Raw genomic sequence first — 23541 nt, 5'->3', positions numbered from 1 at the left:
GCATCGCGGGGCAAGTCTTTCATGGGCCTCACTCAGGCCAGCGCGGCTTTCGCCTTGGCCACGATCTGACCGAACGCATCGGGTTCGTGCACAGCGAGATCGGCCAGAACCTTGCGGTCCACTTCGATCCCGGCCAGGCCCAGCGCGTTGATGAAACGCGAATAGGTCAGCGTGGGGTCGATCTCGCGCACGGCGGCGTTGATCCGCTGGATCCAGAGTGCACGGAAATTGCGCTTGCGCACCTTGCGGTCGCGGGTCGCGTATTGGTTGGCCTTGTCCACAGCCTGCGTTGCGGTGCGGAAATTGCGCGAGCGCGCGCCATAATAGCCCTTGGCCGCCTTGATGACCTTGCGGTGACGGGCGTGGGTGACGGTGCCGGATTTGACTCGAGACATGACAGCGGCTCCTTAGCGGTCGTAGGGCATGTATTTCTTGACGATACGCGAATCCTGATCCGACAGGATCGTATTGCCGCGTGCGTCACGAATGAACTTCTTGGTCCGTTTGATCATGCCATGGCGTTTGCCGGCCTGACCTGCCTTGACCTTGCCAGAAGCGGTCATGGAGAAGCGCTTTTTCGCGCCCGATTTGGTCTTCATCTTGGGCATTTCAAACTCCTTTCACTGGAGGTTGGATCATGCGACTCGGCATGCCACCGGGGCCGGACACATGTGTTTGGAGCGCGCCCGATACCGCAGATCACGCCGGGCCGCAAGCCCCTGCCCTAGAAAAGCGCAATAAGCCGGGCAATCACCATCAAGGTCAGTTCGGGTATCTCGCGCCAGTCGAACAGACCCTCATCGCGCCGCGCATGGACATAGCCGAAAATCCCGATGGCACCCGCGCCGAGCAGCATGGCCAGCACGGGCACCCGGCCCGAGGCCCAGGCGCCCACCAGGCTGACAAATGCCAGAGGCAACAGATATACGCCCAGGAGAAAGAGTGTCTCGTATTCCATGGGCCACCGCGGTCAAGATACCGCCAGAGCCTACTCCGGCTCCCCTTGCGCGATCAAGTGCTCTGCACAAGGCGCGACGCGCAGGATATTCGTCGTGCCGGGCTGATTGAACGGGATCCCCGCCGTGACCAGAATCTGGTCGGTTTCCTTGGCAAATTCATATTTGCGCGCCACGCGCACGGCGTTCAGGACCGCTTTCTTGAACCGTTCGACCTCGCCGCTGACCGTCTCGCAATGCACACCCCAGACCAGCGACATGCGACGGGCGACCGGCTGAAATTGTGTGATCGCGATGATCGGCACATGCGGGCGCTCGCGTGCGACCAGATTGGCCGTCGTGCCCGACTGGGTGAAACAGCAGATCGCCGCGATATCGGTCTTCTCCGCCAGTTCGCGGGCCGCCGCGACAATCCCGTCAGCAATCGTGCGATGCGTCACCTTGCGCGAGGAATCAAGGATCTCGATATAGGTCGGGTCATTCTCGACCTCGATGGCGACATTGTTCATCGTCATGACCGCTTCCACCGGATACTGGCCCGCCGCCGATTCGGCCGAGAGCATCACCGCATCCGCCCCCTCATAAATCGCCGTCGCCACATCCGACACCTCTGCCCGCGTGGGCATCGGGCTCTCGATCATCGATTCCAGCATCTGCGTCGCCACGATCACGGGTTTTGCAGCCGCGCGGGCCCGGCGTACCAGCCGCTTCTGGATCGGCGGCACATTCTGCACCGGCAATTCGACCCCCAGATCACCACGCGCCACCATGATCCCGTCAGAGACCGACAGGATCTCCTCGAAAGCCTTGACCGCTGCGGGCTTCTCGATCTTCGACAGGATCGCGGCACGGCCCTGCGCCAGTTCACGCGCTTCCGACACATCCGAGGCGCGCTGCACGAAAGACAGCGCCAGCCAGTCCACGCCCAGCCGACAGACAAATTCCAGATCCTTGCGGTCCTTGTCCGACAGCGCGGCCAGCGGCAGCACCACATCCGGCACATTCACGCCCTTGCGGTTCGAGATCGTGCCGCCCACGGTCACGGTGCAATTGGCATGTTCCGCGCTGCAGTCATTGACCTTCATCCGGATCTTGCCATCATTGACCAGCAGCTCCGAACCGGGCTCCAGCGCCTTGAAAATCTCCGGATGCGGCAGGTGCACACGGCTCTTATCCCCCGGTGCCTTGTCCAGATCCATACGGAACGCCTGCCCCTCGACCAGATCAACCGCGTCATCGGCGAATGTTCCCACGCGCAGTTTGGGCCCCTGAAGATCTGCCAGAATCCCGATAGGACGGCCCAGATCCGCCTCAACCTTGCGGATAATCGCATGGCGCGCGGCAATCTCGTCATGGCTGCCATGGCTCATGTTCAGACGAAAGACATCAGCACCCGCCTCGAACAGCGTTCGGATCATCTCATAGCTCGACGAGGAGGGGCCAAGCGTGGCCACGATCTTGATCATGCGATGACGACGCAACGGAGAGGTCATTCGGGGTCCTTTCGCACGGTATGACACCGCGATGAGAGATGAATACAGGCGATGTATGACAGGTTTCGGGAATCCAGAAACCGTTAGCGCAAACAAATAGCAGTTTCGGTACTGTTTGCAAGGGTGGCGACGCTTGACGCCGCTATACGCGATGTTCAGGTTACAGTTGAGAGCAAAACAGGTGCCCCATGAATGACACAACCCGCACAGAACTGGAAGCCGCAGCATTCCGCACCCTTCTGGACCATCTCAATCGCCGGACCGATGTTCAGAATATCGACATGATGAACCTTGCCGGCTTCTGCCGCAACTGCCTGTCGCGCTGGTATCAGGAAGCCGCCAATGCGCGCGGGATCGAGATGGACAAGGATGCCGCCCGCGAAATCATCTACGGCATGCCCTATGAGGAATGGCGGCAGAAATACCAGACCGAGGCCAGCGCCGAGAAACAGGCAGCTTTCGGCAAGGCTTTCGCCGAGAATGTCGGCAACAAGGACAGCTGAATGTCCACCTCCCCCGAGATCGCGCGCTTCATCGAGGCGGGCTTGCGCGCGGGCCATTCCCCCGAAGAGCTGCGCCAGGCGCTGACAGATGCGGGCTGGCCTGCGCATGAAATCGAAGCAGCCCTTGCGCTCTGGACGGATGGCGGGCTGCGCCTTCCTGTCCCGCGCCCACGCCAGACGGTTTCGGGGCGCGATGTGCTGCTCTATGGGCTGATGGGTGTGGCAGTCCTGTCGCTCACCTGGCATCTGGTCAGCCTCGGCTTTGCGCTGATCGCGCGCTGGTTGCCCGATCCGCTGCACGACGGCTTCACTGACGCCGATTCCATGCGCTGGTCCATCGCGGTCCTGATCGTGCTCCTGCCCCTGTTTCTATGGCTCAACCATCGCGCAGAAACCGCCGCGCGCGCAGATCCCGGCCAGCGCAAGACGCCGGTGCGCCACGGCTTCGGGGCGGTGGCACTGTTCCTGTCGGCACTCGTGCTTCTCGGCAGCGCGGTAACGGCGGTCTATACCGGCCTCAGTGGCGCGCTGACCCTGCATTTCCTCGCAAAATCCGCGCTCGTCGCCGCAGTGGCCTTCGTCGTGCTCCTGTGGGGGCGCAGTTTTCTGCAAGAGGACTGACATGCGCGCCGCCCTGATTGCGCTGACGCTACTGGTTGCCGCCTCGATCCTCGCCGGGCTCTGGACTGTCGGCGGCCCGGTTCAGGCGCGTTCCGATCGACGCGATGCGATACGCCTGAACGATCTGAACGCCCTGCATTGGCATCTCCGCTGCCTGCTGCGCACCGAAGACAGCATCGACGCCTCCTCGCCCGACTGCCCGTCCCGTCCTCGTGATCGCGACCCGTTCACAGATCAACTGTACCGCATAGAGCTACAATCCGGCAGCGACCTCGTGCTTTGTGCGGAATTCGAGAACGATATCGCGCTCCCGGCATGGGCCAATGCGCGGATACCCTCTGATGCGCCCGGTTGCCTGCGCTTCCGCCAGCCCGATTGAAGCGCTCCAGATCATTGTAACAACACGATAATTCTTGCCTCGCGGGCCGCATTCCGATGACAGAACGCGGCCCGCCTTGAAGTCAGACCGCCGCCTTCCGGCTCTCCTCGATATAGATCTCGCGCAACCGCAGCGCCATCGGCCCCGGCTTGCCCTCGCCCAATCTCGCCCCGTCGATCTCGACCACCGGCATGACGAAAGTGCTGGCCGAGGTCACGAAAGCCTCATCCGCCGTTTTCGCCTCATCCACCGTGAAGCTGCGCTCCTCGACCGGCATTTGTGCCTCGCGCGCGAAACGCAGCACGGCGGCGCGGGTGATCCCGTGCAGAATGTCATTCGACAGCGCCCGCGTGATGATCCGCCCGTTCTTGATGATATAGGCGTTGTTCGAGGTGCCCTCGGTCACTTCGCCATCCTGCGTCAGCCAGGCATCATCTGCGCCCGCCTTGATCGCCATCATCTTGCCCATCGACGGGTACAGAAGCTGCACCGTCTTGATATCGCGACGGCCCCAGCGGATATCGTCAATCGTGATGACCTTGATGCCCTTCGCAGCCTTCGGGCTGTCGATCAGGGTCGGATTCGATTGCGTGAACAGCACCACGGTCGGCGTAGTCGTCTCGGGGTCAGGGAAAATGAAATCCCGGTCCCCCGGCGCCCCGCGCGTCACCTGCAGATAGATCATGCCCTGATCGACGCCATTCTGCGCGACCAGCTGGCGATGCACCTCCAGCCATTCGTCGCGCGACATCGGATTGGCGATGTCCAGCTCGTCCAGTGACCGCTGCAACCGGGTAAGATGCCCGTCAAAATCGATCAGCTTGCCATCGAGGACCGTCGTCACCTCATAGACACCATCCGCCATCAGGAAACCACGGTCAAAGATCGACACCGTGGCCTCACCCTCTGGCAGATAGGTGCCATTCACATAGACGATACGGCTCATTCTCAATGTCCTTCCGGCAATCTGCGCACGGCCCCCATGGCCGCGGATGTCGTCAGCGCGGCATAGGCCCGCAGCGCCGTCGTCACCTTGCGCGGGCGCGGCTTGGCAGGCTTCCAGCCCTTCGCCTCCTGCGCGGTCCGGCGCGCAGCAAGCGTCGCGTCATCCACCGCCAGATGGATCGTCCGGTTCGGAATGTCGATCTCGACCAGATCGCCCTGCTCCACCAGCCCGATCAGCCCGCCTTCTTCCGCCTCCGGGCTGACATGGCCGATGGACAGGCCCGAAGTGCCGCCCGAGAACCGCCCATCCGTGACCAGCGCGCAGGCCGCGCCCAGCCCTTTGGATTTCAGGTAGCTGGTGGGATAGAGCATCTCCTGCATCCCCGGCCCGCCGCGCGGCCCTTCATAGCGGATGATGACGACTTCACCGGCCTTGACCTTGCCGGTCAGAATCCCGCTGACCGCATCATCCTGGCTCTCGAACACATGCGCAGGCCCCGAGAATTTCAGAATCGAATCATCCACCCCTGCGGTTTTCACGATGCAACCCTGCTCGGCCAGATTACCGAACAGCACCGCAAGGCCGCCATCCTGACTGAACGCATGCGCCTTGTCGCGGATCACACCTTTTTCGCGGTCCAGATCGACGGCGCCATAGCGCTTGTCCTGCCCGAAAGCCTGCGTGGTGCGCACGCCCCCCGGTGCCGCGCGGAAGAAATCATGCACATCCGGGTCATTGGTGCGCTTGACGTCCCACATATCCAGCGCCTGACCCATGGTTTCCGAATGGACCGTGGGCAGATCGCGATGCAAGAGCCCCGCGCGATCGAGCTCGCCCAGAATCGCCATGATCCCGCCCGCGCGATGGACATCTTCCATATGCACATCCGATTTCGCGGGCGCGACTTTGCACAGACAAGGCACCTTGCGCGACAACCGGTCGATATCCGCCATGGTAAAGCCGATTTCGCCCTCATAGGCTGCGGCCAGCAGGTGCAGCACCGTATTGGTGGACCCGCCCATGGCAATATCCAGCGACATCGCGTTCTCGAAGGCTTCAAATGACGCAATCGAACGCGGCAACACGCTGACGTCATCCTGCTCGTAATAACGTTTCGCCAGATCGACGATCACATGCCCCGCGCGCAGGAACAGCTTCTTGCGGTCGGCATGGGTGGCCAGTGTCGAGCCGTTGCCCGGCAGCGACAGGCCCAGCGCCTCGGTCAGGCAGTTCATCGAATTGGCGGTGAACATGCCCGAGCACGACCCGCAGGTCGGGCAGGCTTCTTCCTCGATGGCCTGCACCTGGGCGTCGGTGTATTTGTCATCGGCAGCGACCACCATCGCATCGACCAGATCGAGCGCCTTCACCACACCGTCAATCTCGACCTTGCCCGCTTCCATCGGCCCGCCAGAGACAAAGACGGTCGGGATATTCAACCGCATCGCCGCCATCAGCATGCCCGGCGTAATCTTGTCGCAATTGGAAATGCAGACCATCGCATCGGCGCAATGGGCATTGACCATATACTCCACCGAATCCGCGATCACTTCGCGCGAGGGCAGCGAATAGAGCATCCCGTCATGGCCCATCGCAATGCCGTCATCGACAGCAATCGTGTTGAACTCCTTGGCGACGCCGCCCGCCTTCTCGACCTCGCGCGCGACCATCTGGCCCAGATCCTTCAGATGCACATGGCCCGGCACAAATTGCGTGAAGGAATTGACAATCGCGATGATCGGCTTGCCGAAATCGCCTTCCTTCATGCCTGTGGCCCGCCAGAGCCCACGGGCCCCGGCCATGTTGCGTCCATGCGTGGTTGTACGCGAGCGGTATCTTGGCATCTGGCTATCCTCCGAAATCGCGCTATGCATAGCGCATACGCCGGGCATGGGGAAGAGTAGTCAGCCCCAGAGCGCGGGCAAGGGGGGATGCACGCCGCTGGCATCATAGTGAAGCGGCGGATCACGGTCCTCGGCCAGCAGAAGCGGCCCGTCCAGATCGACGATCTGCGCCCCTTGGGCGACCAGCACTGCAGGCGCCATCGCAAGCGATGTCCCCACCATGCAGCCCACCATGACCGCGTACCCTTCCCCCCGCGCGGCATCGCGCAAGGCCAGTGCTTCGGTCAGCCCGCCGGTCTTGTCGAGCTTGATATTCACCATGTCATATTTGCCGCGCAGCCCCGGCAGGCTGGCCCGGTCATGGCAGCTCTCATCGGCGCAGACCGGCAGGGGCCGCGCAATCTCGGCCAGCATGTCATCGGCGCCTGCGGGCAGGGGCTGCTCCACCATCGCCACCCCCAGCCGCAGCAGATGCGGGGCCAGATCGGCATAGACCTCGGCGCTCCAGCCTTCATTCGCATCAATGATGATCCGCGTCTCCGGTGCGCCACGCCGCACCGCTTCCAGCCGTGGCATATCGTCCGGCGTCCCGAGCTTGATCTTCAGAAGCGGACGATGCGCATGCCGCCGTGCCGCCGCCTCCATCTTCTCGGGGCTCTCCAGCGACAGGGTGAAGGCCGTGACCACCGGCGCAGGCGCAGGCAGGCCCAGCAGATCCCAGACCCGGCACCCCGCGCGCTTTGCTTCCCAGTCCCAGAGCGTAGAATCGACCGCATTGCGCGCTGCTCCGGCGGGCAATGCCTCCTGCAGCGCGGCCCGGCTTACCCCCTCTGCCAGCCCTTCGACCTGCGCCCTCACAGACCCCATGGTCTCGCCATAGCGCGCATAGGGCACGCATTCGCCCTGACCAGTGATCCCGTCCCGCACCAGCTCGACCCGCAATACATCCGCATGGGTCCGCGAGCCCCGCGCGATGGTGAACACCTCGGCCAGCGCAAACCGCTCGTCAAAGACCTTCATTCGGCTGTTCCTTCATCTTGCCCGAAATACTCTGGGGTGAATGGGGCCGCAGGCCCCAGAGGGGCAACGCCCCTCAAGTCATGAGCCCGGGGCAACGCCCCTCAAATCATGACTCCGGGGCAACGCCCCTCAGATCCCCGCCAGCGCATCCACGAGCCGCCCCGCGCCATGGCGGAACGGATCCACCGTCGGCAGCCCCATCCGGGCCTCGACCCCGGCGCAATACTCCAGCGCCTCCTGCTCGCCCAGCCCGGCGGTGTTGATCGAGATCCCCACCACCTGACAGGCCGGATTGGCCACCCGCGCCAGCGTCAGCGCCATGTCGCGCAGCGCCTCCAGCGAAGGCAGCGCATAGCCCGGCAATCCGCGCATATGGTCGCGTGTGGGCTCATGGCTCAGGATCAGCGCATCAGGCTGGCCGCCATGGATCAACGCCATCGTCACCCCGGAATACGAGACATGGAACAGCGATCCCTGCCCTTCGATCAGATCCCAGTGGTCGGCGTCATTATCCGGCGTCAGCCATTCCACCGAACCGGCCATGAAATCGGCAATCACCGCATCCAGCGGCACCCCGCCCCCGGTGATCAGAATACCCGTCTGCCCGGTCGCGCGGAATGTGGCCTTCATGCCCCGCGCGACCATCTCGCGCTCCATGCAGAGCGACGTATACATCTTGCCGACCGAGCAATCCGTGCCCACCGCCAGACAGCGCTTGCCGCTGCGCTTGATGCCATTGGCAATCGGATAGGCGACGGATGGCACGCGCACATCATGCAGCTTGCGCCCGCAAGCCTCGGCCACGGCTTTCAGATCCGGCTCATCGCGCAGCAGGTTATGCAGGCCGGAGGCCAGGTCAAATCCCTCCTCCAGCGCCGCGATCAGAACCTTCTTCCAGGCGGCAGAGATCACCCCGCCCCGATTGGCCACCCCGATGACCAGCGTTTTCGCGCCTGCCGCTTTCGCCTCTGCCAGCGTCATGTCCGGCAGCTTCATATCGGCGCGGCAGCCCTCCATCCGGAACTGCCCAAGCGCAAATTCCGGGCGCCAGTCCTTGATCCCTTGCGCGACCTTGGCGGCCAGAGCGTCGGGCGCGTCGCCCAGAAACAGAAGATATGGCGTCTCGATCATGGCAGGCTCCGAAGACAAGGGTGGAACAACCGGGACAGTCTCGCCGGATTCGCGCGGAACGTCTTGCGAAAATCGAACACAATATCGGGAAGTTGCGAAGATTCTTGCGTCACCTTGGGAAATGCCGAAATAATCTGCACCTGTGGCGCAGAAGATGCTGCGCCCCCTTTCCAGAGCGCGCAGCAATGCTGACTCACGCCTTCCCGAACAGGCTCTTATAGGCAAAGCCCGCGACCGCTGCCCCGGCCAGTGGCGCGGCGAAAAAGACCCACAGATCCGCCAGCGCCTTGCCGCCGACAAAGATCGCGGGGCCAACTGATCGCGCCGGATTGACCGAAACACCGGTAACATTGATCCCGACCAGATGGATCGCGGCGAGAGTCAGACCAATCGCAAGCCCGGCCATGGCAGCGGGTGCGGCGGCAGAGGTCGCACCAAGAATGACCATGACGAACACGAATGTTGCCACGAACTCGAAGATCAGTGCGGCACTCAGGGAATATTCCCCGAGATAGCCCGCGCCATAGCCGTTCTGGCCCAGACCATTCACCGCCAGCGAATAATCCGCCTGACCGGAGGCGATCAGCAGAATGACCAGCGCAGCCAGGATCGCGCCCAGAAGCTGGGCGCCGATATAGGGCGCTGCGTCCGAGGCCGGCAGACGGCCCGCAAGCACGGCGCCAAGCGTCACCGCCGGATTCAGATGCGCGCCCGATATCGCCCCGAAACCATAGGCCGCCGCAACAATCGCCAGACCAAAAGCCATGGCGATCCCGTGCATGCCGATCTGCGCCCCCATGAGGACGGCTGAGCCACAACCAAAGAAAACAAGAATGAAGGTTCCGAGCGCTTCAGCGCTCATTTTCTGCAACATGAGGGTACTCCAGTTTACCATACGCGCCCGAGAAACCGGGCAAACCTCGCCAGAGGTCCGAAGACACTGCACTCAGCATCGTGACTTTGCCAAGAGGGTTCGCGCGGCGAAGGTCGGATGCACCCGGAAAATCGCAGACGCCGCACTGCGGCAATGCAGGTGCGGAATGGCCCTTGCACCACCTTGCGCAACATAATAACCATGTGGTGAAAATTTTTGAAACTTCCTGACGCAAGAGGTGCCTCATGAGCTTCCGCCTTCAGCCTGCCCCGGCCGCGCGCCCCAATCGTTGCCAGCTGTTCGGCCCCGGCTCGCGCGCCGCACTTTTCGAGAAAATGGCGGCCTCGGGCGCGGATGTGATCAATCTGGATCTGGAAGATTCGGTCGCCCCCTCCGACAAGGACGCGGCCCGCGCCAATATCATTGCGGCCACGCATGAGGTAGATTGGGGCAACAAATATTTGTCGGTGCGGATCAACGGGCTGGATACGCCCTTCTGGTATCGCGATGTCGTCGATCTCCTGGAACAGGCAGGCGACCGGCTGGACCAGATCATGATCCCCAAAGTCGGCTGCGCGGCGGATGTCTATGCCGTCGATGCGCTTGTCTCGGCCATCGAGGCCGCCAAGGGGCGCTCAAAGCGCATCAGTTTCGAGGTGATCATCGAATCCGCCGCCGGAATCGCGCATGTCGAGGAAATCGCCGCGTCCTCGCCGCGCCTGCAGGCGATGAGCCTCGGCGCGGCCGATTTCGCGGCCTCGATGGGCATGGCCACGACGGGGATCGGCGGCACGCAGGAAAACTATTACATGCTGCATGAGGGCGCGAAACACTGGTCAGACCCCTGGCACTGGGCGCAATCGGCGATTGTCGCGGCCTGCCGCACCCATGGCATTCTGCCGGTGGACGGTCCTTTCGGTGATTTCTCGGATGACGAGGGCTTCCGCGCGCAGGCCCGCCGTTCAGCCACGCTGGGCATGGTCGGGAAATGGGCGATCCACCCCAAGCAGGTGGCGCTGGCCAATGAGGTCTTTACCCCCTCCGACGCCGCCGTAACCGAGGCCCGCGAAATCCTTGCGGCAATGGAAGCCGCGAAAGCCCGCGGCGAGGGCGCGACGGTCTATAAGGGCCGTCTGGTCGATATCGCCTCGATCAAACAGGCCGAAGTGATCGTGCGTCAGGCCGAGATGATCGCGGGCTGAGCGCCAGCGCGCCCGGCGCGACCTCTGGTAAGGTGCGTGGTCACCACGCACCTTACGTCAGCGCCCTCACAACTCCTCGACCATCACCACCCCGCCAAGCGATTTCACCGCGCCCCGGATCTGCGGCGTCACTGCGACCTGCCTGCCCGTATCAATCTCATAAGCCTGACCCAGTGCAGGATCGGTCACGCAGAACCAGAGCGGACCCTTGGCCCGCTGCGGCCCTTCCCTGAACCGCTCCAGCAAGCCTGCAACAGATCCGATCGCTTCGGCGGTCTCGACATGCACCCGCATCCCGGCCGCGCCCGCATCGGCCACGACCGAGTCAATCGGCTGCACCCCGCGCGCCAGCAGTTTCAGCGTCTCGGCCTCCATCGTCGCCTCAACTGTCAGCACGACATTCTGCCCCGGTTCCAGATATTGCCGCCCGGCCTCCAGCGTCTCGGAAAACACGGTCACTTCATAGAGCCCGGTCGGATCCGACAATTGCACGAAGGCAAAGCGATTTCCGCGCGCGGATTTGCGTTCCTGCCGCGCTGACACCGCCCCGGCGATCTTGGCCACCAGCGCGCCGCCCTCGGCCTTTCTCTCGATCTCGGCCAGGGTCATGACCTGCTTGCGCTTCAGCGGCCCGGCATAATCATCCAGCGGATGGCCCGACAGATAGAAACCGATGGCCTGATGCTCCTGCGTCAGCCGCTCGGTGGGCAGCCAGTCATCGCATTGGCTCAGACGCGGCTCGGGGATATCCGCCCCCGCCTCGCCGAAAAGCGAGACCTGATCGGAGGCGCGCGCCTCATGGATCGCCGCCGAATAGCTGACCAGCGCATCCAGACTCTCGAACACCCGCTTGCGATTGCGGTCCAGCTCGTCAAACGCGCCCGCCCGCGCCAGCATTTCCAGCGGGCGCTTGCCCACGCGCTTCAGATCCACCCGTCGCGCCAGATCGAAGAGCGTCGCGAAAGCGGCCTCATCGCGCCCCTCCACGATCAGCCGCATCGCATCGACACCCACATTCTTGAGCGCGCCCAGCCCATAGACCAGCGCCCCGTCCTTCACGTCAAACCGCGCCCGCGAACGGTTCACACAAGGCGGAATGACCGAAATCTCCATCCGGTCCACTTCGCGTTTATAGACCGCCAGTTTCTCGGTCAGGTGCAGATCGCAATTCATGACGCCCGCCATGAATTCGACCGGATAATTCGCCTTCAGATAGGCGGTCTGATAGCTGACCACGGCATAGGCCGCCGCATGCGATTTGTTGAAGCCGTAATTGGCGAATTTCTCTAGCAGGTCAAAGACTTCGCCCGCTTTCTTCTTCTCCACCCCATTGGCGACAGCGCCGTCAACGAATTTGGGCCGCTCCTTGGCCATCTCTTCGGCGATCTTCTTGCCCATCGCCCGGCGCAGCAGATCGGCGCCGCCAAGCGAATAGCCCGCCATGACCTGCGCGATCTGCATCACCTGTTCCTGATAGACGATGATGCCCTGGGTTTCCTCAAGGATATGGTCAATCGACGGATGGATGGATTCCAGCGGCCTCAGCCCGTTCTTCACCTCGCAATAGGTGGGAATATTCTCCATCGGGCCGGGACGATACAGCGCCACCAGCGCCACGACATCCTCGATACAGGTAGGCTTCATGCGCCGCAGCGCATCCATCATGCCCGAGCTTTCCACCTGAAACACCGCCACCGTGCGCGCGCTGGCATAAAGCTTATAGGTCGCCTCATCATCCAGCGGGATCATGGAAATATCCAGATCCACCCCGCGCCGCTTCAGCAGATCGACCGCGTTCTGGATGACCGTCAGGGTTTTCAGTCCCAGAAAGTCGAATTTCACCAGTCCCGCGGCTTCGACCCATTTCATGTTGAACTGCGTCGCAGGCATGTCCGAGCGCGGATCGCGGTAAAGCGGCACCAGCTGATCCAGTGGCCGGTCCCCGATCACCACCCCCGCCGCATGGGTCGAGGCATTCCTGAGCAGCCCCTCAACCTTCTGCGCATGGGTCAGCAGACGTTCCACCACCTCTTCGGATTTCGCCGCCTCGCGCAGGCGCGGCTCATCCGCGAGCGCCTTCTCGATACTGACCGGCTTCACCCCCTCGACCGGGATCATTTTCGACAGCTTGTCGACCTGCCCGAAGGGCAGCTGCAGCACGCGCCCGACATCGCGCACCGCCGCCTTGGACAGCAGCGCGCCGAAGGTGATGATCTGCCCCACCTTGTCATGACCGTATTTACCTTGGGTGTAGCGGATCACCTCTTCGCGCCGGTCCATACAGAAATCGATGTCGAAATCCGGCATCGACACCCGCTCGGGGTTCAGGAACCGCTCGAACAGCAACGCATAGCGCAGCGGGTCCAGATCGGTGATGGTCAGCGCATAGGCCACAAGCGACCCGGCACCAGAGCCACGCCCCGGCCCGACAGGAATGTCATTCTCCTTGGCCCATTTGATGAAATCGGCAACGATCAGGAAGTAACCGGGAAATCCCATCCCCTCGATGATACCGAGTTCAAATTCCAGCCGCTTCTCATACTCCTCGACCGATGCGGCATGCGGAATCACCGCCAGCCGCGCAGCCAGCCCTTCTCTCGCCTGACGGCGCAACTCCTCCACCTCATCCTCGGCAAAGCGCGGCAGGATGGGGGCGCGCTTTTCAGCCTTGTAGGCGCAGCGCCGGGCAATCTCGACGGTGTTTTCCAGCGCCTCCGGCAGATCGGCAAAGAGCGCGGCCATTTCCTCTGAGGATTTCAGATAATGCTGCGGTGTCAGTCGCCGACGCGGCGCGGACTGGTCCACATAGGCCCCTTCCTTGATGCATAAAAGCGCATCATGCGCCTCATACATCTCGGCATTCGGGAAATAGGCATCATTGGTCGCGACCAGCGGCAGGTCCAGATCATAGGCCATCTCGACAAAGGCGCGCTCGGTGGCGCGCTCGGCCTCCATCATCTGCCCGCCCTCATCGGCATGGCGCTGCAACTCGACATACAGCCGCCCCGGATAGATCGCCACCAGCCGTTCCATCAGCGCACGGGCTTTGGGCATCTGATTGGTTTGGATCAGCTTGCCGATGGCCCCTTCCGCCCCGCCTGTCAGACAGATCAGCCCTTCGGAATACGCGGCCAGTTCCCCGACCGTCACCTGCGGGACCGGGCGGTCCTTTGGCAGATACAGACAGGAATTGAGCTTCATCAGGTTCATATAGCCCTGCTCGGATTGTGCGAGCAGCACAACCGGCGCAGGCATCCGCAGCTTCTCGCCCGGCGCAGGCGGATCATAGGCGACCGAAATCTGACAGCCAAGGATCGGCTGTACCCCCGCGCCAGAGGCCAGCACCGAAAATTCCAGCGCCGCGAACATATTGTCGGTATCAGTGACAGCAATCGCGGGCCAGCCCTTGGCGGCACAGGTTTTCACCAGTTTTTTCAGTGGAATAGCCCCTTCAAGCAGGGAATATTCCGTATGGGTGCGCAGATGGATGAAACGAGGGGTCCGGGTCATGGGCGCAGCATAGAGCGGGCCGGGCCCGCGCGAAAGACCAACAATGATTATCAATGAGGCATTGAATCAGTCTCGCCACTCCGGGCATAGTTTTTCCTTGAGAAAAAACTGATGCGCCGCTTTGCTGGTATCAGAATAAACGCAGAAATGCATGACAGGGGGATATGGTCTTATGCGCAAGCCATTGCTGCGCCTTGAAGGGCTGACCAAGGCCTATCCGGGCGTTCTGGCGAATGACGACGTATCCTTCCAGATCGGCGAAGGCCAGATACACGCGCTGCTTGGCGAGAATGGCGCAGGCAAATCCACCCTGGTCAAGATGATCTACGGCTTGGTCAAACCTGACAAGGGCCGGATGACCCTGCGCGACCGGCCCTATGCGCCCGCGCAGCCCTCGGAAGCGCGCCAGAACGGCGTCGCGATGGTGTTCCAGCATTTCAGCCTGTTCGACGCGCTGGACGTGGCCGAGAATGTAGCCCTTGGCATGGAAAACCCGCCCCCCCTGCGCGACCTTGCCAAGCGGATCCGCGATGTCTCCGCAGACTATGGCCTGCCGCTCGACCCCAACCGGCTGGTGGGCGATCTGTCGGCGGGAGAACGCCAGCGCGTGGAAATCGTCCGCTGCCTGCTGCAGGATCCGAAACTGCTGATCATGGATGAACCGACCAGCGTGCTGACCCCGCAAGAGGTCGAAATCCTGTTCCGCACGCTGCGCCAACTCTCCGCCGAGGGCACCGCGATCCTCTATATCTCGCATAAGCTGGAAGAAATCCGCGCGCTTTGTGACGAAGCCACAATCCTGCGCGGCGGGCGCAAGGTGGCGACCTGCGATCCGCGCGAGAAATCGGCCCGCGAACTGGCCGAACTGATGGTAGGGCAAATCCTGACCCCGCCCGAACGCGCCGCCAAGCCAAGGGGCGATGTGCTGCTCTCGGTCGAGAACCTGTCGCTGAAATCGAACAATCCGTTCGGCACCTCGCTCAAGGATATCACATTTCAGCTTCACGGCGGCGAAGTCCTTGGAATCGCTGGTGTTGCGGGCAATGGGCAGGACGAATTACTGCTGATGCTCTCGGGCGAAATCCCCTCTCCTGCCGGTCAGGTCAGGCTCAAGGGCCAGCCCATAGGCCAGTTTGGCCCCAATGCGCGCCGCCTGCGCGGGCTGGTCACAGCACCCGAAGAGCGCCTTGGCCATGCCGCCGCCCCCGATATGAGCCTGACCGCGAATGCACTTCTGTCAGGGGCCGCGCGCAAGGGGCTGGTGAAAAAGGGTTTCATAGACTGGAAAAAGACCGACAGCTTCGCGCGCGAGATCATCGCCAGATTCGACGTGCGCACGCCGGGGTCGCATGTGCTCGCCCGCGCGCTGTCGGGCGGCAACCTGCAGAAATTCGTCATCGGCCGCGAGATCGAACTCAAGCCCGATGTGATCGTGGTGAACCAGCCGACCTGGGGCGTGGATGCATCCGCCGCTTCCTTCATCCGGCAGGCACTTCTTGACCTTGCCAGCGCGGGCGCGGGCGTGCTGGTCATCAGTCAGGATCTCGACGAGCTCTTGGAAGTGGCCGACAGTTTCGCCGCGCTGAACGAGGGCCGCCTGACCCGTGTGCGTCCGGCGAAAGGGCTGACAGTGGAAGAAATCGGTCTGATGATGGGCGGCGCCCATGACATGCACCCGGCACATGAGGACGCAGAATGATCCGGCTTGAGAAGCGCAAGGAACCCTCGAAATTCTGGCGCATCGCCAACCCGTTTCTGGCCGTGGCGCTGACCATGGTCGCAGGCGGGATCATGTTCGCGATGCTGGGCAAAGACCCGATCACCGCGATCCGGCTGATCTTTTTCGATCCGATCTTCTCCGAAACCTTCGGCAGTTATTCGCGCCCGCAGCTGCTGATCAAATCCGCGCCGCTGATCCTGATCGCCGTGGGCCTCGCCATCGGTTTCAAGGCCAATATCTGGAATATCGGCGCCGAGGGGCAGTATATCATCGGTGCCCTCTTCGGCGCGGGCGTGGCGCTTGCCTTCTTCCCAGCGCCGGGGTGGTATATTTTCCCGCTGATGGTGATCGCAGGTGCCTTCGGTGGCTTTCTCTGGGCGATGATTCCCGCCATCCTGAAAACCCGCTTCAACACCAATGAAATCCTTGTCTCGCTGCTCTTGGTCTATGTGGCCGAGAAAATCCTTGCTGCCATGGCGCTGGGCGTGATGCGCAACCCCGATATCGCGGGCTTTCCCGGTTCGCGCGACCTGCGCCGCTATGAGGCCGCCTATAATGCCGAACTGATCTCCGGCACCGGCATTCACTGGGGCGTCGTGGCCGCATTGATCGCGGTGATCTTCGCCTATGCGATGATGACCCGGCACATGCTGGGCTATCATGTCCAGCTTGCCGGACAAGCCCCGCGCGCCGCCCGGTTCGGCGGCGTCTCGCCCGCGCGGCTGGTGGTGATCTGCCTTGGCATCTCGGGCGCGCTGGCAGGGCTTGCGGGCATGTTCGAGGTTTCAGGCCCCGGCGGGCAGGTGCGCATCGAATTTGCCAGCGGTTACGGCTTCACCGCGATCATCGTGGCCTTTCTGGGCCGCTTGAACCCTGTCGGCATCGTGCTGGCCGGGCTGCTGCTGGGCCTCACCTATATCGGCGGCGAGCTGGGGCAGATGATGCTGCAACTGCCCGGCGCCGCGATTCAGGTGTTTCAGGGGATGCTTCTCTTCTTCCTCCTGGCGCTGGATTTCCAGACCAATTACCGCATCCGGCTGACACAAGGGGCGCGCGCATGATCCTTGGTTCCATCAACCCCGCTGTGCTGATGGCCGCGCTCATGGTCGCGGCAACCCCGATCCTGCTGGCGGCCATAGGCGAGTTGGTCGTCGAGAAATCCGGCGTCCTGAATCTGGGTGTCGAGGGCATGATGATCATGGGTGCCTGCCTTGGCTTCATTGTCGCGGTGAATACCGGCAGCCCCTTTCTGGGCTTCATCGGCGCGGCCTTTGCGGGCATGGCCCTGTCGCTGCTCTTTGCGCTTCTGACACAGGCGCTGATGACCAATCAGGTGGCCTCCGGCCTTGCGCTGACACTCTTCGGTCTCGGGCTCTCGGCGCTGCTCGGGCAGCGTTACGTCGGGATTACCCCGCCGCGCACGCCAAAACTGGATCTGGGGTTCCTCTCGGACATCCCCTTTCTGGGCCGCGCGGTCTTCTCGCATGACATCGTGGTCTATCTGACCATCGCGCTGGTCGCGGCGGTCTGGTGGTTCCTGAAATACAGCCGCGCAGGCATGATCCTGCGCGCGGTGGGCGAGAACCACGATGCCGCCCATGCGCTGGGCTACCATGTCAAGCGCGTGCGCGTGCTCGCGATCATGTTCGGCGGCGCCTGCGCGGGTCTGGGCGGGGCCTATCTGTCGCTCATCCGCGTGCCGCAATGGACCGAGGGCATGACCGTTGGCGCAGGCTGGATTGCGCTGGCGCTGGTGGTGTTCGCAAGCTGGCGTCCATGGCGGGCGATGGCGGGCGCTTACCTTTTCGGCGGCATCGTCGTGCTGCAGTTGAATCTGCAGGCCGCGGGCGTCAAGATCCCCGTCGAATACTTGTCTATGTCGCCTTACCTGATAACGATTGCCGTGCTTGTGTTCATCTCATCGGGCAGGGCGCGCGCAAGCTCGAATGCGCCCGGCTCGCTGAACCGTCCTTTCCATGCCTCTAGCTGAGGCTTTTGCTGCCAACAGGGAGAAACCCCAATGAAAAGACTGCTGATGACTGCCGCACTGGGCATGGCACTTGCCGCGCCCGCCCTTGCGGATACGACCAAGGTGGGCTTCATCTATATCGGCCCGGTGGGCGATCATGGCTGGACCTATACCCATGATCAGGCCCGTCTGGCGGTCGAGGCCGAATTCGGCGATGCCGTCGAAACCACCTATGTCGAAAACGTGGCATATGGCGCCGATGCAGAGCGGGTCATGACCCAGATGGCGCTGTCGGGCACGGATCTGATCTTCGCCACCTCTTTCGGCTATGGCCCCGACATGAACACGGTCGCCGCACGCTTTCCGAATGTGAAATTCGAGCACGCCACCGGCTACATTCAGGAAACCGACAATGTGAGCCTGTATAACGCGCGGTTCTATGAGGGGCGCGCGGTCATCGGCCATATTGCAGGCAAGATGACCGAAACCAACCGCGTGGGCTATATCGCCTCTTTCCCGATCCCCGAAGTGATCATGGGCATCAATTCGGCCTATCTGCATGCCAAGGCCGTGAACCCGGATGTCGAATTCAACGTGGTCTGGGTCTATAGCTGGTATGACCCGGCGCAGGAAGCCGCCGCTGCCGAAGCGCTGATCGAACAGGGCGCCGATATCATCATGCAGCACACCGATTCGACCGCGCCGCTGACAGTTGCGCAGGATGCGGGCATCTACGCCTTTGGTCAGGCATCCGACATGTCGGCCTTCGCCCCGCAGTCGCATCTGACCGGCATCCTTGATGTCTGGGCGCCCTATTACATCGAACGCGTGCGCGCGGTGCAGGACGGCACATGGGAAGCCGGTGATGTCTGGCACGGGATCGTCGATGGCATGGTGGGCTTCGCGCCCCTGAGCGATCTGATCCCCGAGGATGTCCGCGCCGAGGCGGAAGAGATGATCGCCGCCATCGCGGCGGGTGAATATCACCCCTTCACCGGCCCGATCAACAAGCAGGATGGCACGCCCTGGCTGGCTGAGGGCGAGACCGCGCCCGATGGCGATCTGCTGACGATGGATTTCTATGTCGAAGGGATCACGGCAGATATCCCGAACTGATCGCCTTTCGGAAATCTCCGACACGACCCCCGGCCCGGTGCCGGGGGTTTTGCCTTACCGCGCGGGCAGGCGCGTCGCCCCGTCCAGCCGGATCGTGGTGCCGTTCAGATAGGGGTTCTCGATGATCTGCCCCACCATCAGCGCGAACTCCGCCGGATCGCCCAGCCGCGCCGGAAAAGGAATATTCGCCGTGATGGCGCGGGTCGTCTCTTCCGGCAGCGCCTCCATCATCGGGGTGCGGAACAGCCCCGGCGCGATGGCGATGCAGCGGATACCGTCGCGCGCCAGATCCCGCGCCACAGGCAGGCACATCGCGGCAATGCCACCCTTGGACGCCGCATAGGCCGCCTGACCCACCTGCCCGTCCTGCCAGGCGGCGGAAGAGGTGTTCACGATCACCCCGCGCTCGCCCCCGTCCAGCGGGTCCAGCCCTTTCATGACGGCGGCGGCATGGGCCATGACATTGAAAGACCCGATCAGATTGACGCGCACCACCCGCTCGAACACCTCGGTCGAGGGCAGCCCGTCACGCCCGACCACCCGCGCCGCTGTCGCGATCCCCGCACAGTTCACCACGACGCGCAGCGCGCCCATCTGCGCGGCCTCGGCCATGGCCGCGCCCACGGCCCCCGCATCGCCCACATCCACCCGGAAGGCACACCCGCCGATCTCTGCCGCCACGGCCTCGGCCCGCGCCATGTCGAAATCGAAAATCGCCACCTGCGCGCCCCGCGCCGCCAGATGCCGCGCGCTCGCCGCCCCCAGCCCGCTGCCACCCCCGGTCACAACCGCCATCTGGCCCTCAATCTGCATTGCCCCCTCCTCGCCCTGACTTGCCCGGCGATTTATCCCGCGCCCTGCACCCACAGCAAAGGCGACGTTACGTCACCTGCTGGACCTGCCCGCCGCCAGCCGCTACCAAGCAGGAGAACAGACATAGCGAGACCCCCATGCCCCCACCGCCCCGCGCCTGGCAACGGATGCTTTCGGGCCGCAGGCTCGACCTGCTGGACCCGACCCCGGTCGATATCGAGATCGAGGATATCGCGCATGGACTGGCCTTTGTCGCCCGCTGGAACGGGCAGACCATGGGCGACTGGCCCTATTCCGTGGCCGAACATTCGCTGCTGGTCGAGGAAATCTATACCCGCATGACCCCGCGCCCCGATCCGCGCTGGCAACTGGCCGCACTTTTGCATGATGCGCCCGAATATGTGATCGGCGACATGATTTCACCGGTGAAAGCCGCAGTCGGCCCCGGCTATGGCGCGCTCGATGACCGCCTCAGCACGGCCATTCATATCCGCTTCGGCCTGCCCGCGCGGCTGCCTGCCCCGGTCAAGAAGAAGATCAAGGCCGCTGACCGCCTCTCGGCCTGGCTGGAAGCCACCCGGATCGCCGGGTTTACCGCCGCAGAGTCAGACCGCTTCTTCGGCAAGCCCGATCCGGCCCTGCTGACGGGGCTGTCGCTGCATCTGCGCCCCCCCGCCGAGACCCGCGCGGCCTATCTCGCCCGCCATGCGACACTTCTGGCGCAGATCTAAACGCGGCTTGTCACCCGCGACAGCGCATGCCACATCTGGGCAAGGACCGGAGGGGATCAGACCATGAGCGACGCGTTCACCGACCGCAAACGCCGCGCGGCAGACTGGTTTCGCGCGCTGCGCGATCAGATCGTGGCCGCATTCGAGGCGGTCGAGGACAGTCAGACGGACGGCCCCCTGTCGGATCGCGCGCCCGGGCGGTTCGAGATCCGCGACACCCAGCGCCACGGCCCCGAGGGCGAGGATGCGGGCGGCGGGCTGATGAGCGTGATGCGCGGCGGGCGGGTGTTCGAGAAAGTCGGCGTGAATGTCTCGGAAGTCTATGGCGCGCTGGGCGAACAGGCGCAGCGCTCGCTGACCGCGCGCAAGGAAATACCGGGGCTGGAGCAGGATCCGCGCTTCTGGGCCTCGGGCATTTCGCTGGTCGCCCATATGCAGAACCCGCATGTGCCTGCCGTACATATGAACACCCGCATGTTCTGGACACCGGGCGGCTGGTGGTTCGGCGGCGGGTCTGACCTGAATCCCTGCATCGAATATGCCGAAGATACCGCCGATTTCCACGCGACATTGAAGCGCTATTGCGACCCGCATGGCGCCGATCTCTACCCGCGTTTCAAGAATTGGGCGGATGAGTATTTCTTCATTCCCCATCGAAAGCGCGCGCGGGGCGTGGGCGGTATCTTCTATGATGATTACTGCACCAGCGACTGGGAGGCCGATTTCGCCTTCACGCAGGATGTGGGCCGCGCCTTCCTGCCCGCCTTTCTGGCGCAGGTCGAACGGCGGCGGAAGCTCGCGTGGGGCGAGGCCGAGAAGGAAACCCAGCTCATCCATCGCGGCCTCTATGCTGAATACAATCTCGTTTATGACCGTGGCACGAAATTCGGATTGCAGACCGGGCATGACCCGGATGCGGTGCTGATGTCCCTGCCCCCTTTCGCGCGATGGGTGTAGGGTGCGTACTCAGTACGCACCCTACGAGTCACCGGAACGATCCCCATGCATATCACCCGCACCAAAACCGATATCCGCGAGCTTTGCGCCGAATGGCGCCAGCCCGGCACGCCCCTCGTCCTCGTGCCCACCATGGGCTTTCTGCACGAAGGCCATCTCTCGCTCATGCGCCTTGCCCGCCAGCGCGCCGGAGTGCAGGGCCGGGTGATCGCCTCGATCTTCGTCAACCCGACCCAATTCGGCCCCGGCGAGGATTTCGACAGCTATCCCCGCGATGAGGCCCGCGATTTCGACCTGTTACGTGCCGAGGGCGTCGATGCGGTCTTTGCCCCGGATGCCGCCGCCATCTATGACCCGCAGGCCCAGACCATTGTCGAGACCACGGAACTGGCGAAAACCCTGATCGGCAAGCTGCGCCCCGGTCATTTCCGCGGCGTCGCGACCATCGTGACCAAACTGTTCAACATCATCCGCCCCGATGCCGCAATATTCGGCGAGAAGGATTATCAGCAGCTTGCCGTGATCCGCACCATGACCCGCGATCTGGATATGGGCGTGGAAATCATCGGCGCCCCCATCCAGCGCGAGGCCGACGGGCTGGCCATGTCCTCGCGCAATGTGCGGCTTGCCCCCGCCGACCGGGCCGCAGCCCCAGTGCTCGCCCGCGCGCTCGATCAGGCCGAAGCCATGGCCCCCAGCGGCATCACCGCCTCGCGCCTGCGCTCCCATGTCCGCGCCACGCTCGAAGCCGAGCCGCGCGCCCGCGTGCAATCCGTCGATATCCGCGACGCGGGCACGCTCGACACCATTTCCGGCCCGCTGACACGCCCGGCCGTCATCCTGCTTGCCGCCTCTTTCGGCAAGGTTTTTCTTATCGACAACCGTGTGGTCCACCCAAGCCCGGAGGAAACATGAGCGCCCAGACCCCCATTCGCCGCATCACCGCCCCCCAGATCCGCGCCCGCAAAGGCGGAGAACCCATCGTCTCGCTGACCAGCTACCACGCCCATACGGCCAAGATCGTGGACAGATACGCCGATTTCATCCTCGTGGGCGACAGTCTCGGCATGGTCATGCATGGGATGGACAGCACCATCGGCGTGCCGCTCGATCTGATGATCATGCATGGCAAGGCCGTCGTGCGCGGCACCGAACGCGCGCTGGTGGTGGTCGATATGCCCTTCGGCACCTATGAGGAAAGCCCGCAGATGGCCTTTCGCAATGCCGCAAGGATCATGAAGGAAACCGCCTGCGGGGCGGTGAAGCTGGAAGGCGGCGCGCGCATGGCCGAGACGATCCGCTTCCTGTCGGAACGTGGCATTCCGGTCATGGCCCATATCGGCCTGACGCCGCAATCGGTGAACACGATGGGCGGGTTCAAGGTGCAGGGCCGCGACGAGGCCGCCTGGGCCACCCATATCGACGATGCGCTTGCCGTCGCGCAGGCCGGGGCCTTCGCGCTGGTGGTCGAGGGCGTGGTCGAGGAGCTTGCCGACCGCATCACCGCGGCCGTGGATATCCCGACCATCGGCATCGGCGCGTCGAAACACTGCGACGGGCAAATTCTGGTGCTGGAGGATATGCTGGGCCTGAACCCGCACGTGCCGAAATTCGTCAAGGTTTACGGGGATCTTGGCCCCGCGATTGAACGCGCGGTGGCGGACTATGCCGCCGAGGTCAAGACCCGCGCCTTTCCCGGCGCGGATCAGGTCTATCGTTAACTTTTGCGACGTCACGACCCTTGTTTCAGTCCTGG

23 protein-coding genes are annotated in these 23541 nt (G+C 63.2%); 12 read left to right on the top strand and 11 right to left on the bottom strand.

Annotation, left to right across the window (positions count from 1 at the left end):
• Positions 1-32: 32 nt before the first annotated feature.
• From rplT to pyk, 4 genes are all read right to left on the bottom strand, one after another.
• Positions 33-395 (bottom strand): 50S ribosomal protein L20, encoded by a 363-nt coding sequence (gene rplT / locus BG457_RS00995; protein ID WP_071795064.1) that lies wholly within the window; start codon positions 393-395, stop codon positions 33-35.
• Positions 396-407: 12 nt separating this feature from the next.
• Complete coding sequence (rpmI, locus tag BG457_RS00990) at positions 408-608, bottom strand: 50S ribosomal protein L35 (RefSeq protein ID WP_071795063.1); 201 nt, start codon at positions 606-608, stop codon at positions 408-410.
• A 116-nt stretch (positions 609-724) separates the two neighbouring features.
• A complete protein-coding gene (locus BG457_RS00985) occupies positions 725-958 on the bottom strand; it encodes a hypothetical protein (protein ID WP_071795062.1) in 234 nt (77 codons plus the stop codon).
• Between the two features lie 30 nt (positions 959-988).
• On the bottom strand, positions 989-2437 hold the full coding sequence (gene pyk, locus BG457_RS00980) for a pyruvate kinase (protein WP_071795126.1): 1449 nt from the start codon (positions 2435-2437) through the stop codon (positions 989-991).
• Positions 2438-2637: 200 nt separating this feature from the next.
• Here pyk and BG457_RS00975 point away from each other — a divergent pair, with 200 nt between their 5' ends.
• From BG457_RS00975 to BG457_RS00965, 3 genes are read left to right on the top strand one after another with little or no spacing between them, the layout of a single operon-like run.
• Positions 2638-2952, top strand: a complete 315-nt coding sequence (locus BG457_RS00975; protein WP_071795061.1) for a DUF1244 domain-containing protein — start codon at positions 2638-2640, stop codon at positions 2950-2952.
• A complete protein-coding gene (locus BG457_RS00970) occupies positions 2953-3573 on the top strand; it encodes a DUF5671 domain-containing protein (RefSeq protein ID WP_071795060.1) in 621 nt (206 codons plus the stop codon).
• 1 nt (position 3574) lies between these two features.
• Positions 3575-3952 carry a hypothetical protein gene (locus tag BG457_RS00965; RefSeq protein WP_071795059.1) on the top strand — a complete coding sequence of 126 codons (378 nt, stop codon included), beginning with the start codon at positions 3575-3577 and terminating at the stop codon, positions 3950-3952.
• Positions 3953-4034: 82 nt separating this feature from the next.
• On the opposite strand, the gene BG457_RS00960 is transcribed toward BG457_RS00965, so the two are convergent.
• The 5 genes from BG457_RS00960 to BG457_RS00940 all read right to left on the bottom strand — a co-directional run bounded on the left by BG457_RS00960 (position 4035) and on the right by BG457_RS00940 (position 9767).
• Complete coding sequence (locus BG457_RS00960) at positions 4035-4898, bottom strand: D-amino-acid transaminase (RefSeq protein WP_071795058.1); 864 nt, start codon at positions 4896-4898, stop codon at positions 4035-4037.
• Between the two features lie 2 nt (positions 4899-4900).
• Positions 4901-6742 carry a dihydroxy-acid dehydratase gene (gene ilvD / locus BG457_RS00955; RefSeq protein ID WP_071795125.1) on the bottom strand — a complete coding sequence of 614 codons (1842 nt, stop codon included), beginning with the start codon at positions 6740-6742 and terminating at the stop codon, positions 4901-4903.
• A gap of 60 nt (positions 6743-6802) precedes the next feature.
• Positions 6803-7762 (bottom strand): N-acetyl-D-Glu racemase DgcA, encoded by a 960-nt coding sequence (dgcA, locus tag BG457_RS00950; RefSeq protein ID WP_071795057.1) that lies wholly within the window; start codon positions 7760-7762, stop codon positions 6803-6805.
• Positions 7763-7891: 129 nt separating this feature from the next.
• Complete coding sequence (dgcN, locus tag BG457_RS00945) at positions 7892-8893, bottom strand: N-acetyltransferase DgcN (RefSeq protein ID WP_071795056.1); 1002 nt, start codon at positions 8891-8893, stop codon at positions 7892-7894.
• A gap of 193 nt (positions 8894-9086) precedes the next feature.
• Positions 9087-9767, bottom strand: a complete 681-nt coding sequence (locus BG457_RS00940) for an MIP family channel protein (protein ID WP_084657357.1) — start codon at positions 9765-9767, stop codon at positions 9087-9089.
• A gap of 245 nt (positions 9768-10012) precedes the next feature.
• Between BG457_RS00940 and BG457_RS00935 the strand changes: the two genes are divergently transcribed.
• Positions 10013-10969 (top strand): L-malyl-CoA/beta-methylmalyl-CoA lyase, encoded by a 957-nt coding sequence (locus BG457_RS00935; RefSeq protein ID WP_071795055.1) that lies wholly within the window; start codon positions 10013-10015, stop codon positions 10967-10969.
• 66 nt (positions 10970-11035) lie between these two features.
• On the opposite strand, the gene dnaE is transcribed toward BG457_RS00935, so the two are convergent.
• Positions 11036-14479 carry a DNA polymerase III subunit alpha gene (dnaE, locus tag BG457_RS00930; protein ID WP_071795054.1) on the bottom strand — a complete coding sequence of 1148 codons (3444 nt, stop codon included), beginning with the start codon at positions 14477-14479 and terminating at the stop codon, positions 11036-11038.
• A gap of 172 nt (positions 14480-14651) precedes the next feature.
• On the opposite strand from dnaE, the gene BG457_RS00925 reads away from it, so the two are divergent.
• From BG457_RS00925 to BG457_RS00910, 4 genes are read left to right on the top strand one after another with little or no spacing between them, the layout of a single operon-like run.
• Positions 14652-16178 carry an ABC transporter ATP-binding protein gene (locus BG457_RS00925; protein ID WP_071795053.1) on the top strand — a complete coding sequence of 509 codons (1527 nt, stop codon included), beginning with the start codon at positions 14652-14654 and terminating at the stop codon, positions 16176-16178.
• Positions 16175-17260, top strand: a complete 1086-nt coding sequence (locus BG457_RS00920; protein ID WP_071795052.1) for an ABC transporter permease — start codon at positions 16175-16177, stop codon at positions 17258-17260. The genes BG457_RS00925 and BG457_RS00920 overlap by 4 nt, the downstream gene beginning before the upstream one ends.
• Positions 17257-18189 carry an ABC transporter permease gene (locus BG457_RS00915; RefSeq protein ID WP_071795051.1) on the top strand — a complete coding sequence of 311 codons (933 nt, stop codon included), beginning with the start codon at positions 17257-17259 and terminating at the stop codon, positions 18187-18189. Before BG457_RS00920 ends, BG457_RS00915 begins: the two co-directional genes overlap by 4 nt.
• A gap of 30 nt (positions 18190-18219) precedes the next feature.
• Positions 18220-19284, top strand: coding sequence for a BMP family ABC transporter substrate-binding protein (locus BG457_RS00910; protein WP_071795050.1), 1065 nt, complete (start codon positions 18220-18222; stop codon positions 19282-19284).
• Between the two features lie 54 nt (positions 19285-19338).
• On the opposite strand, the gene BG457_RS00905 is transcribed toward BG457_RS00910, so the two are convergent.
• Positions 19339-20097 carry an SDR family NAD(P)-dependent oxidoreductase gene (locus tag BG457_RS00905; protein WP_071795049.1) on the bottom strand — a complete coding sequence of 253 codons (759 nt, stop codon included), beginning with the start codon at positions 20095-20097 and terminating at the stop codon, positions 19339-19341.
• A gap of 137 nt (positions 20098-20234) precedes the next feature.
• On the opposite strand from BG457_RS00905, the gene BG457_RS00900 reads away from it, so the two are divergent.
• The 4 genes from BG457_RS00900 to panB all read left to right on the top strand — a co-directional run bounded on the left by BG457_RS00900 (position 20235) and on the right by panB (position 23506).
• Positions 20235-20828 (top strand): HD domain-containing protein, encoded by a 594-nt coding sequence (locus tag BG457_RS00900; protein WP_071795048.1) that lies wholly within the window; start codon positions 20235-20237, stop codon positions 20826-20828.
• A 63-nt stretch (positions 20829-20891) separates the two neighbouring features.
• A complete protein-coding gene (hemF, locus tag BG457_RS00895) occupies positions 20892-21785 on the top strand; it encodes an oxygen-dependent coproporphyrinogen oxidase (RefSeq protein WP_071795047.1) in 894 nt (297 codons plus the stop codon).
• Positions 21786-21830: 45 nt separating this feature from the next.
• A complete protein-coding gene (gene panC / locus BG457_RS00890) occupies positions 21831-22700 on the top strand; it encodes a pantoate--beta-alanine ligase (protein ID WP_071795046.1) in 870 nt (289 codons plus the stop codon).
• Entirely contained in the window at positions 22697-23506 is an 810-nt protein-coding gene (gene panB, locus BG457_RS00885; RefSeq protein WP_071795045.1) for a 3-methyl-2-oxobutanoate hydroxymethyltransferase, read from the top strand. Before panC ends, panB begins: the two co-directional genes overlap by 4 nt.
• Positions 23507-23541: the final 35 nt, after the last annotated feature.

This window comes from Natronohydrobacter thiooxidans (assembly GCF_001884735.1).
Taxonomy (GTDB): domain Bacteria; phylum Pseudomonadota; class Alphaproteobacteria; order Rhodobacterales; family Rhodobacteraceae; genus Roseinatronobacter; species Roseinatronobacter thiooxidans_A.
Note: the sequence above shows the minus strand (reverse complement) of the source record. Positions and strands in the feature narration are given on the sequence as shown.

Excerpts from the sequence above, each read along its gene's own strand:
- panB (WP_071795045.1), top strand. The coding sequence starts at position 22,697 with ATGAGCGCCCAGACCCCCATTCGCCGCATCACCGCCCCCCAGATCCGC.
- BG457_RS00920 (WP_071795052.1), top strand. The coding sequence starts at position 16,175 with ATGATCCGGCTTGAGAAGCGCAAGGAACCCTCGAAATTCTGGCGCATC.
- panC (WP_071795046.1), top strand. The coding sequence starts at position 21,831 with ATGCATATCACCCGCACCAAAACCGATATCCGCGAGCTTTGCGCCGAA.
- BG457_RS00985 (WP_071795062.1), bottom strand. The coding sequence starts at position 958 with ATGGAATACGAGACACTCTTTCTCCTGGGCGTATATCTGTTGCCTCTG.
- dgcN (WP_071795056.1), bottom strand. The coding sequence starts at position 8,893 with ATGATCGAGACGCCATATCTTCTGTTTCTGGGCGACGCGCCCGACGCT.
- dgcA (WP_071795057.1), bottom strand. The coding sequence starts at position 7,762 with ATGAAGGTCTTTGACGAGCGGTTTGCGCTGGCCGAGGTGTTCACCATC.
- BG457_RS00940 (WP_084657357.1), bottom strand. The coding sequence starts at position 9,767 with ATGTTGCAGAAAATGAGCGCTGAAGCGCTCGGAACCTTCATTCTTGTT.
- ilvD (WP_071795125.1), bottom strand. The coding sequence starts at position 6,742 with ATGCCAAGATACCGCTCGCGTACAACCACGCATGGACGCAACATGGCC.
- rpmI (WP_071795063.1), bottom strand. The coding sequence starts at position 608 with ATGCCCAAGATGAAGACCAAATCGGGCGCGAAAAAGCGCTTCTCCATG.
- BG457_RS00970 (WP_071795060.1), top strand. The coding sequence starts at position 2,953 with ATGTCCACCTCCCCCGAGATCGCGCGCTTCATCGAGGCGGGCTTGCGC.
- BG457_RS00905 (WP_071795049.1), bottom strand. The coding sequence starts at position 20,097 with ATGCAGATTGAGGGCCAGATGGCGGTTGTGACCGGGGGTGGCAGCGGG.
- BG457_RS00965 (WP_071795059.1), top strand. The coding sequence starts at position 3,575 with ATGCGCGCCGCCCTGATTGCGCTGACGCTACTGGTTGCCGCCTCGATC.
- BG457_RS00975 (WP_071795061.1), top strand. The coding sequence starts at position 2,638 with ATGAATGACACAACCCGCACAGAACTGGAAGCCGCAGCATTCCGCACC.
- BG457_RS00900 (WP_071795048.1), top strand. The coding sequence starts at position 20,235 with ATGCCCCCACCGCCCCGCGCCTGGCAACGGATGCTTTCGGGCCGCAGG.
- BG457_RS00935 (WP_071795055.1), top strand. The coding sequence starts at position 10,013 with ATGAGCTTCCGCCTTCAGCCTGCCCCGGCCGCGCGCCCCAATCGTTGC.
- BG457_RS00960 (WP_071795058.1), bottom strand. The coding sequence starts at position 4,898 with ATGAGCCGTATCGTCTATGTGAATGGCACCTATCTGCCAGAGGGTGAG.
- BG457_RS00925 (WP_071795053.1), top strand. The coding sequence starts at position 14,652 with ATGCGCAAGCCATTGCTGCGCCTTGAAGGGCTGACCAAGGCCTATCCG.
- dnaE (WP_071795054.1), bottom strand. The coding sequence starts at position 14,479 with ATGACCCGGACCCCTCGTTTCATCCATCTGCGCACCCATACGGAATAT.
- BG457_RS00915 (WP_071795051.1), top strand. The coding sequence starts at position 17,257 with ATGATCCTTGGTTCCATCAACCCCGCTGTGCTGATGGCCGCGCTCATG.
- BG457_RS00910 (WP_071795050.1), top strand. The coding sequence starts at position 18,220 with ATGAAAAGACTGCTGATGACTGCCGCACTGGGCATGGCACTTGCCGCG.
- rplT (WP_071795064.1), bottom strand. The coding sequence starts at position 395 with ATGTCTCGAGTCAAATCCGGCACCGTCACCCACGCCCGTCACCGCAAG.
- hemF (WP_071795047.1), top strand. The coding sequence starts at position 20,892 with ATGAGCGACGCGTTCACCGACCGCAAACGCCGCGCGGCAGACTGGTTT.